We start from the raw sequence: 12,620 nt of genomic DNA on the forward strand, positions 1-12,620 counted from the left end.
AAAAAATATAGTAAAAATAATAATTTTTATAAAAATATAACTTAGTGGGGAATGATGATACAATGATTAACATTAAAGCAAGTCTTTTTGACTCTACAACTGATGATACAACTGTGGTATGTGATCTACTGCGTGCTAGTACTACTATTACTGTGGCTCTTCATAATTTTGCATGTGTTATACCTGTTAATACTGCTGATGAGGCATTTGAAATTAAAGATTCACTTGATAGTGTAACTTTAGCAGGTGAGGATGATCTTAATAATATTCCAGGATTTGATCTTTCAAATTCACCTACTGGAATTCTTAAAATTAAGGATAAAGATGTACTTGTACTTAAAACTAGTAATGGTACTAAGGTTCTTGAGGGAATAAAACAACGTGATCCTGATATTAAAGTACTTGTTGGTACATCAATTAATGCAAAGTCAGTAGCAGCAAAGGCATTAGAATTATGTGATCATGAAATTGAACTTATCATGGCAGGACGTCGTCATATCTTTAATATTGAAGATGCAATAGGTGTTGGTCTTATAATGGAAGAAATTAAAAAACAAGCAAAAGATCAAAATATATCAATTCACATGGAAGAATCAGCAAAAGCAGTATACTTACTTGCTGAGGATCATAAACGTGCTGTTGATTTAATTCGTCATTCTGATGCATCAGTTAGACTAAATAAACGTGATTTTCATGATGACTTAATACTTGCATCACGAATTAATATTTGTAGTAATGTTGGAATTTATGATAATAAGGAAATTTATAATATAAATAACAAGTGGGAAGAATAATTATTATTTAAAATAAAAAAAAACTATGAGGGAGTATAATTTTATATGAATACTAAAAATTTATCTTTAAATGATCTTGGAATTGTTGATGATGTACGTTTTATTAATGATTATCATAAGTATTTACTTAAGCATTGTATGAATTATGAACTTCATTATGATGGGCTTATTGCAGTTGAGATTATGAAGTTAAACCATGAACTTGAACGAATGTTAGAAGATCCTGATAAAACACTTAGTTCACAGGATATTCAACTGTTAATAAAAATAGCTGAAGGTCGCATATTTAAGGAGACTACTGAGTTATCAGACGAATATAATCGCCTTAATACACATGATATTCTTAAAACTCCAAGATATAATATGTTTAATGTGTTTGTAACTCATGGTTACTAAAGTTTTGAAAAAAATAGTTATAAATAAAATTAAAATTAAAGAGGAGAAGTTATTTATTTCTCCCAAAAAAAATATTTACTTTTTTTTATAAGAAAATTTTTTTTTAATATAATCACTTTACATAAAAATTATTTTATAAATAAAGTGCAAAATCGTTTTTTATTTTTTTTTTACTTATAGTATGCCTAAAGCTTCAAGCATTGATTGAAGTCCTAGTATGAAGATTGCAAGTCCACCTATGAATTCTATTACATTTTCATATTTTATTGCAATTCTTGTACCAAATGTTCCAATTAAAAACCAGATGACTACAAGTATTAAGCTTAAAATACTTAAAACTACTGGGTCTACATGTGCTATTGCTCCTTGTGATGCAAGAATTAAGTTTTCAATGTTACCAAAGATTAAAAGTCCCCAGAAACTTTTATATTCATCTAGAAATCCTTTTAATGAATTTTCTGCCATTTTAATTACCTGCTGTGTTATATTTTTTTGTGTTATTTTTTTTCACTTATTGATTTAATATTTGTTTTTGTTCACTTTATTTTAATTATAAAATATTTTAACATGTGATTATATGATTTATTTTTCATTTTTTTTCCTAGTAGGAAGATTTAAATTTATACTCCTACAGCTCCAAGCATTGATTGAATACCAAGTATAAAGATTGCAAGTCCACCTATGAATTCTATTACATTTTCATATTTAATAGCTACTTTTGTTCCAAATGTTCCAATTAGTAACCATATTACTACCATGATTAATGTAAGAGCTCCAAGTATGAATGGATTTACTCCTGCTGTTGCACCTTGTGATGCAAGTACTAAGTTTTCAATGTTTCCTAAAATTAGTAATGCCCAGAAATTTTTATGTCTTTTTAAAAAGTAAGACAATGATTCTTTATTTTCTTCTGCCATATAATCACCTAATTGCTATTACTTTTATCTATTTCGTATTGCTTCGACCATTGATTGAAGACCTAATAGGAATATTGCAAGTCCTCCGATGAACTCGATAATGTCTGCATATTGTTGTGCTACATTTGTTCCTACAGTTCCGATTATGAGCCATAAAATTACTATTACAATACTTAAAAGCCCAAGTTTTAATGGATCAGCACCTTTTACAACTCCTTGTGAAGCTAGAATTAGGTTTTCTATGTTACCAAATACTATTAATCCTAAAAATGGTAAATATTGTTCTAACATATCATCACCGATTTAATTTTTATTTTGCGTTTTGTGTTTTTGGTTGTAGGTTAAATAAGTTTTCTTAATAATAAGAATTAAAAAAATAGACTTATTTTATTTTATTTAAGCATATGATTTTATTTAAGCATATATTATGTTTTTGTGTGTGTTTTTGTAATAATCAATGATTAGATGCTATTTTTTTTAAATAAATAATTTCTTGTTATTTTTTTTAAACATTAAAAGATAAATAAAATTTTTCACTTAAGAACATTAAGTAAATTTTATTTCAACATTATAATATAGAATTTTATATTATTTAAAAACATAAGGTGTTTTTAGTATGGATTATTTTAAAACCTATTTAGTATTTAGTTATTAATTTTTTAATTATTAACATCTAAGGTGTGTGAATTATAAAATAAGCCATTAGATTGTTCCTTTTATTTAGAACTATTTTAACAGTGATTATCATTAATATGAATTATATTTCAAATTTATTCTATTAATTTACTAAAATATTAAACAATGTATATTTTTAAATAGCTTTTATTATAAATTTAATAAATAAGTATAATAAGACATGAGAAAATATACTAAAAAATCAATAAAAGGAAAAAAAAGAAAAATTATGCTACTTAATAAACAAAACACTTTAACATACCGAAAAATAACAGAAAAAAGTACTTTAAAAAGCCTAACATCAGATAGATGGGAAGAAAAAGTAGAACTATCAGACAAATTAATGAATAACATACAAAATCTACCAGAATATATAACATATGCAATAAGATCACATCAAAAAACAGCAGGATTTATAACAATAAATAAAAAATTTCTAAAACATGGAATAATAAAAGTAGAAGCATTATACATCTACAAAAAAATATAGACACAACTACATCGCAACAGAAGTACTAAAAGATATAGATATACACATAAGAAAAAGAGTAGATATCACACATATCTGTATAAACTCATTCATAACCTCCACACTATTTTTCAACAAAAATGAGTATGAATTCTTTAACTTTAAAAATATAATTAAGTATAATAATTTTTAATTTTCTTAAAAAAAAGAGAGGATGTATAATGAAACTAAAAGATTAAAAAAAAAGAAGTAAATAAAAATTTATTTTAAATAAATAACTTAATCTCTTTTTTTTATGCTCTAGCTTTTTTTCGTTTCATACGACTTTTATTATCTTCTAAAACACGTTTATTTTCAAAGTTTCCTTTATTAAGATTAGAATATGATATTTCTTTTATACTATCTGAGTATTTACGTTCTGGGTTAATATCACGTATTCTTTGAATATATAATGATACTACTTTTGATAGATAATTAGGTGTTGTAAATCTACAATCAAGTGTTATATCAGATATTCCCATGTTTCGTATTTGATCTATTTCATCTATTAAACATAGCATGTCATTGTTAAAGAAGTGACTTTGATGGTTATAATCAAAGTATATTTTAAATTTCATATTATGTTCTTTATCTTCAAGTACTACATATTCATCTGTTTTAATTTCAAGATCTACTCCACCATTTAGTTTTGTGAAGTCATCTTTTGATGTCATGATTTCCTGGTTTCCTTGTACTATTAATTCTAGTTTTGTGTTGTAATTTCGGGATTTTCTTTGAAGTTCCTTGATTTCTTCATGTGATATTTCACTTGATATTGTTGCTGATTTAAAGTTATTTTTATCAAGCATTTTAACTGCATAATTGTTCCATATGTTCATGTTATGTGATGCGTAGATGTTTGCATCTGGGAAGTTATAAGATAGTGATGGTGAATCTCCCATAATTGATATGTTTATGTTATTGTTTTTCAGGTTTTGATATACATCTTTTATTTTAACGAGATCATCATTTGATGTAAATGATGGTAATACCCATACAACTTCTTTATCTGATGCTATATGTACAGCTTCTGTTAGTAGATATTCTATATTTTCAAAGTAATCATCTGGATTATCATAGATGTATGATGCATCAAAGTATATTCTGTTTATTGGATTTCTATTTGCTATTGTTAGAAGTTCTAGATTATCTACATATACATTGACTTTCATATTTTTAGCTTTAGATGCACCTGTTGTATTTTTCTTATCTTTCTTGATGAAATTCTTTATAGTTACTCGTATATCTTCAGCATTTTCATCTGTTGGTTTGTAATAATTAAGTAGTTTTTCTGATGCAATATCTAGAATTTCACGTCTTATTGTATTAATTTTACCAATAGGCATGAAAAGATTATCAGGTAGATTTGTTATTCGTACATTATTTACAATAAATGGTGTTTCTCCACTTTTTGATAGATGTTTTATGATTGTTTCATCATCAAGTGGCATGTTTTTTGCAGCTTCAAATTCAAAGCGTGATTTATATCCAAAACTTACTACTTCATTGTTTATTTTAAAACTTGTATTTACTGCCATCTGATTTTTCTTATTTACAGATACATCAAATGATATTGGTATATGTGGTTTTATTGTTTCGTTACGATACTGTTTTGGTCTATTTCGTAGCTTTTTAGAATAACTAATGTAAACTTCAGATCCTACACGTATATCACGTGTTGTTTTAATTACTATGTGTTTTTCATCTTGTTTTATTATATTATCAATATATATTCCACGTATGTGATTGTTATGCTTAAATCCTATACCATCACCAGTTTCAAGTGTTGGATGATCTGCATTATCAAATTCTATTGTTACAATATCATCTTCTATTGATGTAATTTTTCCTAAGTATAATCCTTGGTGGAATGAACTTTCACGTCCCATTACATCTCCTGGTGTATCATTTAGAATATATCCATTTGTATAGTAACGATTAAATGTTAAGTCTAATTCGCGTTCTAATTTCTTTTGAAGTTCACTATTATCATCCTCATTCATATGATCTATCATCTGTCTATATGCATTTACAACTGTTGTAACATAATCATCACCTTTAAGTCTTCCTTCAATTTTCAGTGATTTTACACCTGCATCTGATATTTTTTTAACATCTTTGTATGTTGCAAGATCATGTGTTGATATTAGACATCCATTGTTTATACTATGATTTCTATATCTAAGTTTATAATTTGACCTGCAAGGTTGTGCACAAGCTCCACGATTTGCACTTCTTCCGGATATAAATGATGACATGTAACAATCACCTGATATACAATAACATAGTGATCCATGACCAAATACTTCTAAGTCTAAATTGAGGTTATCTTCTTTTAATTTATTTGATAATTGTCCTATTTCATCTACTGACATTTCACGTGGTAGTATTACACGTTTTATTCCTTCATCATATGCCCATTTTAGACTTTCATAATCTCTTAATGTCATTTGTGTTGATGCATGTACTTCCATATCTGGTATGAATTTATTTATCAGATATATTAATCCTATATCTTGTACAATTACAGCATCTACTCCTATACGATATAAAAATTGTATGTATTTTAGAACATCAAGTATTTCATTTGAATTAAAAAGTGTATTTACTGTTACATGTATGCTTGCACCATTAAGATGTGCATATGTTACTGCTTTTTCTATTTCTTCTGATGTGAAGTTATGTGCAAATGCACGTGCTCCATATCTTTGACCTGCAATATATACAGCATTTGCTCCTGCATTTATTGCTATGACAAGTATATCATATGATCCTGCTGGTGCTAGTAATTCTGATAAAACCATAAAATTTATGCCCTCCTTATCTTCTTTTTAGGTTAAAAAAAAGTTTTTTTTTATATTAATTTTTTTATTTACTATATTTTTTTTTTGAATGTAAAAAAAAATTTGTTAAAAAAGATAATATTCTCTTAAAAAATAATAAATTTCATATTTTCATTTTGCGTTTAATTTTATATATATTATATTTATATTCATCATTTCATATTAGTTTTACAACATCTTAAATTAGTAATAATTAGTTTTTAGAAAATAAAGTTTTTCCATATTATTTTAAAAAGTAGGTATGGTATTTAAATAGTAGATCATATAATGATATTAATATATAAAAAATATAGAGATGATAAAACATGGAAAATGTAAACAACTTAAATGGACAAGTACCAGCAATAAAATTCAAAGACACAAAAACAAAACAAGTATCAGGAGCAATCTGTGTAAGTACACCAGAACAAATTAGACTTGGACTTCTTGAAGAAAAACTAGCATCAGATGAATATGGAAATGTTACAATAGAACAAGAATGTGACACCCAAATTGTAATGTCACCAGAAGTTGCAAGAAGCCTAATTAAAATGCTTGAAGATAATCTTGCATCAAACAACTTATAGAAAAAAAAATAATTACTTCACCACCACATTTTTTTTTATTAACATCTTTTTTTATTTTAAAGTAAGGAAATTAAATTTAGAAAAAAAAATGAAGATTTATACATTAAAATATTCCACATGAAAAAAAAAATAATTATAATAATAAAACTTAAGTTATATAATTTAAAAAATTATTATTTAAAAAAAAGATTTTGAATTTTAAATTGGGAGATTATTATTTTATCATTAGAAAGAATAAAAAAAGTAAAATGGTAAATATGTAGCTTACTTAATTTTGTAGATACTAGGATATTTAATTGTATTTTTTACTGAGTTTTTTTTTAGATTTATTAAAGTAAATAATATCTTCATTTCATAAATCTTACTTTTACTGGATCTGATAATTAAGGGAATTATGAGAAATTCAGGATATTAAGTACGTCTATTTTTAAGTTTTTTTTTACTGAAAATAATCATTGATGTGAAGTTGTTAAGCTACAACCATTTTAATTTTTCTCTTTTTATTTTCTTTATTTTCCTATAAATTGATTCCTATAAAATTTGTAGAAAATTCTAATATTATTATAAACATTTTTTTTCTAGAGATTAATAGTATATCTTTGAAATTCAATTATTTTAACTTGTATTAATATAGGCTAACGTGCATGTTTTTAATGATACATTACTAGTTTCATCTTTTAGAGTTTCTCTTACTAGGTCTTTGAATCATAATGAATTGATTCAGATTCACTGGGATTTGTTACTAGGTTTTGCATGTTTTATAATTAATATTAAAAGGGTAGTTTTTTTTCTACTTTTTTTATTTTTTCCTATTTTTTCACTATCTATTTTAAAGTTTTTAATTCGAACATTACTTGGAGTTTTTTTCAACTTTTTTTTAAAGTATTAATATTGTCTTTGTTATCAAATGTATAATTAAAGAGATATTCCTTTTTTTTTATTCTTTTTGTTTTTTTATATTTTTCTTGAGAGATTTGCATTGGTTACATTTCTGTATTTATTAATTAATGGGGTCTGAATCATTGTGTTTAAATTAACGTTCTAAAGTCTTCTTCAGGTTTTTTTTCTATTCTTTGTAAAATACTGGTTGTATGTGTTATGTGTATTTATCCATGTGTCATGTTCATTAGTTTTTCTTTATATATAAGTTGTTTCTGAAATTTTACTGATAAATTTGTGTATCTAATAGTTTATAAGTTATAATGTTACATCTAATTTTATTGTTAGATACCTACAAAGTCATTATATCATAATGAATTTAATTGCACAAGATAGGATGCAATCATGAGCATTTGGGTTTTTATAATGGATTATTAAATAATGCTTTGTGTGATTCTAATTTTTTTATAGATTGTACTATTTTAACTTAAGGCTAAGTATGTTATTATGGATAATTGGTTGTTTTATCATTTGAAAGCTATAGTTATATTACTATGTTATACTCTTAGGAATTATCTATGATTTTTTTTAGTCTCATTTTATTTTACTAGTATGATATTTTTTTTCATTTTTGACTTAAATTTATTTGATTTTTTTTGACTATGTTTTTATTAAAGGAAATAAGGACTGATTTATTATGAACGTATCTTGGCATGTACTGGATATATCTACTGATAAATTATTTGGTTATAGTTTATAATTTTATTAAGATTATTATATTTATTACTGAATATTTTTATTGAATTAATGTTTTCGTTATTAGTTTTAGATTAAAAAAAATATGATCATAACTATATTTTTTTTATCATATTTAATCTAAATGATATAATTGATTTTCCTTTACTTATCTGATTATATTATATACAACATATTATTCATGGAATTTAAAATTATTTTAAATTCTTATATGTGTATTGTAATACAAATTATGTTTTTATAATATGTTCTATATAAAGGTTTTAGTGCTTTTTTTTAAAAAATAAAGATTTATGAATAAATATTTTAAGTGATAATGAATAAATAGTTCGTTTTATTATGAAATAAACCCTAAATAATAGTTTGATTCGTTAAGAATCAACTCTTTTTTTTAATCAATAATTACAAAAATAAAAAGATTAACTCCTTAAAATATGTGCAAAAAAAAATAGTTACTATAAATTATAAGTTAAAAAAAAAGAAAAAAAAGAGTAAGAATATTTAATGTGAAATTTCATATTCCATCTGTTTACGTTCAGCATAACTCTTATATGGTGTACCATCACCAGCACGTCCATATGGAGCAGGCTTATGCATTTCTGGATTTTCTGATGAATAATCTACATCCTCATAACCTGAACTTACATGGCTATTGTCACTACTACTACTTGTAGTTGAGGATTTTTGTGATTTTTTAGTAGAATCACTAGTAGATGATGTTGTTGTATTATTTGTATCTGTTGTATTATTTTCGAGAGTTACATTTTCAGTAGTATTATTATCTGTAGTATTATTATCATTTCCTATTATTGATGGTGTGAAGCTAATAATTAGTATGATAATTAATACAACTACACTAAATATTGCAAATAGTCGTTTATTACGCATTATTTTATTTCCTCCAATAAAAATTTTTTTTTAGAATTTAGATGAAAGTTATTCTATTAATTCATTTTTTTTTACTATAAGTTTAAAAAATTAGTAAATGCTTTAAGGATCTTTAGGTTTTTTTCTAAGTGTTAAGAAAAAAGTTATAAATTAAAGTAATTCTATTTTTTTTTAAAGAAAAATAAAAAGGATGATTATTTTATTTTTTTTTATAAAAATCTTTATCTATATTAATTGTATCTCTTTTTGAAGATGTTTTTTATAATCTTCAAAAATTATTTTATGTATTAATGCATTTTCCTTTTTTTCATCAACTAGTATTGATGAATCATCATATATTCCATCATTATAAAATAGTGTTAGTAATGCACAATCATCCACTATTGTATAAAATATTTGATGTATATCATCATCTGTAATGTAGGTTTTTATTTGGTCATTTTCTTTTAGTTTTTTGAATTTATCACTAAATTCTGATTCAAGTATTTTATCATAGATATTTTTTGATGTTATAAGTTCAAGGTATCCATCATTATTTTCTAAGCTGTTTATTATGGCTTCCATGTGATATTTTGAAAATATTGGAAGTATTATTCTCAGATTTTTCTGGTTTGATATTTTTTCTTTAAATATTTCTAGTGTCTTTGCATAGCTTATTGAATCTGCATTTATTAGTGTTGCATCTTTCCATAAGTATAGATAGCGTGAGAATTGTATTGGTATTGAGTTTAATATGTGTGTATTCCAGTATTTGTTAAATTTATCACTTACCATCCAGTTTTCGATAAATACTTCTAAGTTTCTACATGCCAGATATCCTGATGATGTTAATGAATATTTTTTATTGTTGTTTTTTTCAATAAGATTTAGTTCTTCTAGTTCTCGTAGTGATCTTAGGATGTTGGTCTCCTGTTTTTTTAATATTTTTTGTAGATCTTCTACATTTGATGGTTTTTGTGTTAGTTCTAGTAAGATATTTAATCTTATTTCTGAATTTAGAATATATTTTATGGAATCATATGATTGTGAGGTAAAATCATGTATGTTATTAAACATTTTTCTAATTTTCGCCTCCTCATAATTTCAGATTATTATTTTTATAAAAAAACCATTTTGGTTCTTTTCATTTCTTTTTAAGTTTTTTAGTTTCTTTTTAAGTTTTCATTTTTTTTCTTTTGTTATGTTAATTACTATTTTTAGTATTTTAATGATGAGTTTAGATATTAATCTACTATGTATTGCATTGTATTACCTGATTGTTTGATATTTTCTGTTAGATCATGGAGTGGTATTTTAATATCTGTTTTCATGTTGTATTCTTCAAATATTTGATATCCCCATCTTATTGCATCATCATCATATATGCATATACAGTAATTGTTGTCTGGTTTTCCATTTCTTTTAACTAGTGCTATTATTAGTTTTTCTTCTGATACTACGCAGATTAATTTTGGTGTTTTATCTTTTATTGCTTTTATGTAGAAGTTCTTGTTTTTTGTTGTAGTCTTGTTTTTTATTGTAGTCTTGTTTTTTCGTGCTGCTTGTACAAATCTTTCTAGTAGTACATATGGAACTATCATTTCATGTGATGATTCCTGATTTAGTATTGTTGTTATGATCTTCTCATAATGTGGATGTAAGTACATATTTAATGATCTTACATTTCCATTATACATAAGTGCATCTTCTATCATTTCAACTACTATGTATGGATTTATATTATCTGCCTTTATTAGTTCATAGTTTTTAATCATTGGTAATGTTGCTACTGCATCAAGTTGTTCATTTTCAACAATATGTTTATTAATATAATTACTTAAGTTCTCAATAAATTCAAAATTATTATTTAGATATAAAATATTTATTAGTTTATTACGTGTATCTGTTTTAAGATAATAGTAATCATTTTCCTCATACACATATCCATTTTCTTCAAGTTTTGATAAACTAGATGTTAATGATGTGTATTTTAGATTTGTAAGTTTGTGAAGTTCTTTAAGTGTTGCTTTTCTATCACATAGCTCGATTAATATTTTTAATCTAACTTCTGAATTTGTTAAAAATTTAAGTTCTTGTCTAATTTCCTTAATATACTTAAAACTCTCGTTATTTTGATACATGGGAAATCACCATTTTTTTTACTAATATATACCATTTTTATAATATCATATCATATTTTCTTAAAAAAATTTTATTTTTTTTTAAGTTTTATATAATCACCCTAATTTTATAACATATATAATATTTATTAAAAATTGATAATAAAATTTACTTAATACATTTATAAAACAAGTTTTAATTATAATATAAAATATGAAACACTTAAATTATTAAAAATATTTTCACATCATATTAATTAAGAAAAAAATAAATTATGATAGAGTAATAAAAAAATAAGCAAAAATAATAAAAAAAAATATAATAAAAAATTTCAAAAAAAAAAACAATCATATTCAAATTAAAAAAAAATATAATTAAAAAAATATATTAATAAAATTAAAAATAAAACAAGAAAATATAAAAAGAAAAAAAGCATAGGAGAGATAAAACATAATGAATCAAACAATAAAAGATCTTGAAACCAGACGAAGTATAAGAAAATTTAAAGATAAACAACTAACAGATGATGATCTTAACACAATAATAAAAGCAGGAGAATATGCTCCATCAGGACGAGGTCTACAATCAGCAAAAATACTAATAATACAAGACCAGGAAATTATAAAAAGATTCTCACAATGGAATAAACTTTACTTCCCTGAAGAACTAGCTAAAAAGATGGGTGATGCAGATCCATTCTTTGGAGCACCAACAATACTACTAGTACTTGCTGATTCAACAGTAAACACATACATAGAAGATGGAAGCTTAGTATTAGGTAACATCCTTAATGCTGCACATGTAATTGGTGCTGGTGGATGTTGGATACACAGAGCACGTGAAGAAATAGACTCACCACAAGGACAAGAACTACTAAAACTACTAGGTATTGATCCAAAATATAAAGGAATTGGACATGTAGCTATAGGATATCCAGCTGATGATATAAATCCAGAAGCTGCACCAAGAAAAGAAGACTACCTGGTATATGTAGATAAAATAGACTAAAAAAAAATTAATAATTTATGAGTTTATAATTTAATAATAATTCGATTTAAGAATTAAGCTAAGATTATAAAATAATTAGATATATGATATTAAAATATTCTTACAGATGATTTTTAAATTCTAAAAAAAAGCCACAAAAAAAAGGAAATTACATAATATATGTTAATGATATGAATATAAATCTAAATATATAACCTTCTTCTTTTCATCTTAACATATTCTTTCAACATAAAAAAAAATATGATTGAAAGATTATTATCTTTTTTTTACATAAATATATATTATATAAT

12 protein-coding genes are annotated in these 12,620 nt (G+C 24.3%); 5 read left to right on the plus strand and 7 right to left on the minus strand.

The genetic code is table 11. The features are described from left to right. The first annotated feature begins 62 nt into the window (after window positions 1-62). Window positions 63-794 carry a 2-phosphosulfolactate phosphatase gene (gene comB / locus MSCUN_RS02450; protein ID WP_245837623.1) on the plus strand — a complete coding sequence of 244 codons (732 nt, stop codon included), beginning with the start codon at window positions 63-65 and terminating at the stop codon, window positions 792-794. A gap of 45 nt (window positions 795-839) precedes the next feature. Continuing rightward, a complete protein-coding gene (locus MSCUN_RS02455) occupies window positions 840-1,190 on the plus strand; it encodes a hypothetical protein (RefSeq protein WP_095608105.1) in 351 nt (116 codons plus the stop codon). 174 nt (window positions 1,191-1,364) lie between these two features. Here the strand turns inward: MSCUN_RS02455 and MSCUN_RS02460 are convergent, their stop codons facing one another. The 3 genes from MSCUN_RS02460 to MSCUN_RS02470 all read right to left on the minus strand — a co-directional run bounded on the left by MSCUN_RS02460 (window position 1,365) and on the right by MSCUN_RS02470 (window position 2,398). Further along, complete coding sequence (locus tag MSCUN_RS02460; RefSeq protein WP_095608106.1) at window positions 1,365-1,655, minus strand: hypothetical protein; 291 nt, start codon at window positions 1,653-1,655, stop codon at window positions 1,365-1,367. Between the two features lie 155 nt (window positions 1,656-1,810). Beyond that, window positions 1,811-2,107 carry a hypothetical protein gene (locus MSCUN_RS02465; RefSeq protein WP_245837624.1) on the minus strand — a complete coding sequence of 99 codons (297 nt, stop codon included), beginning with the start codon at window positions 2,105-2,107 and terminating at the stop codon, window positions 1,811-1,813. A 24-nt stretch (window positions 2,108-2,131) separates the two neighbouring features. Continuing rightward, window positions 2,132-2,398: a hypothetical protein gene (locus MSCUN_RS02470; protein WP_095608107.1), complete on the minus strand. Its 267-nt coding sequence runs from the start codon at window positions 2,396-2,398 to the stop codon at window positions 2,132-2,134. A gap of 613 nt (window positions 2,399-3,011) precedes the next feature. On the opposite strand from MSCUN_RS02470, the gene MSCUN_RS02475 reads away from it, so the two are divergent. Next, entirely contained in the window at window positions 3,012-3,272 is a 261-nt protein-coding gene (locus MSCUN_RS02475; protein ID WP_143744846.1) for a hypothetical protein, read from the plus strand. A gap of 272 nt (window positions 3,273-3,544) precedes the next feature. Here MSCUN_RS02475 and MSCUN_RS02480 read toward each other — a convergent pair whose 3' ends face one another. Next, window positions 3,545-6,094: a U32 family peptidase gene (locus MSCUN_RS02480; RefSeq protein ID WP_095608109.1), complete on the minus strand. Its 2,550-nt coding sequence runs from the start codon at window positions 6,092-6,094 to the stop codon at window positions 3,545-3,547. 344 nt (window positions 6,095-6,438) lie between these two features. Here MSCUN_RS02480 and MSCUN_RS02485 point away from each other — a divergent pair, with 344 nt between their 5' ends. Continuing rightward, on the plus strand, window positions 6,439-6,699 hold the full coding sequence (locus MSCUN_RS02485) for a hypothetical protein (RefSeq protein WP_095608110.1): 261 nt from the start codon (window positions 6,439-6,441) through the stop codon (window positions 6,697-6,699). A 2,136-nt stretch (window positions 6,700-8,835) separates the two neighbouring features. Here MSCUN_RS02485 and MSCUN_RS02490 read toward each other — a convergent pair. The 3 genes from MSCUN_RS02490 to MSCUN_RS02500 all read right to left on the minus strand — a co-directional run bounded on the left by MSCUN_RS02490 (window position 8,836) and on the right by MSCUN_RS02500 (window position 11,342). Next, a complete protein-coding gene (locus MSCUN_RS02490) occupies window positions 8,836-9,222 on the minus strand; it encodes a hypothetical protein (RefSeq protein WP_095608111.1) in 387 nt (128 codons plus the stop codon). A 225-nt stretch (window positions 9,223-9,447) separates the two neighbouring features. Further along, on the minus strand, window positions 9,448-10,278 hold the full coding sequence (locus MSCUN_RS02495) for a helix-turn-helix transcriptional regulator (RefSeq protein WP_095608112.1): 831 nt from the start codon (window positions 10,276-10,278) through the stop codon (window positions 9,448-9,450). Window positions 10,279-10,445: 167 nt separating this feature from the next. Further along, entirely contained in the window at window positions 10,446-11,342 is an 897-nt protein-coding gene (locus MSCUN_RS02500; RefSeq protein ID WP_095608113.1) for a transcriptional regulator FilR1 domain-containing protein, read from the minus strand. Between the two features lie 433 nt (window positions 11,343-11,775). Here MSCUN_RS02500 and MSCUN_RS02505 point away from each other — a divergent pair, with 433 nt between their 5' ends. Continuing rightward, window positions 11,776-12,330 (plus strand): nitroreductase family protein, encoded by a 555-nt coding sequence (locus tag MSCUN_RS02505; protein ID WP_095608114.1) that lies wholly within the window; start codon window positions 11,776-11,778, stop codon window positions 12,328-12,330. Window positions 12,331-12,620: the final 290 nt, after the last annotated feature.

Origin of the sequence: Methanosphaera cuniculi (assembly GCF_003149675.1) — an archaeon.
GTDB classification, from domain to species: domain Archaea; phylum Methanobacteriota; class Methanobacteria; order Methanobacteriales; family Methanobacteriaceae; genus Methanosphaera; species Methanosphaera cuniculi.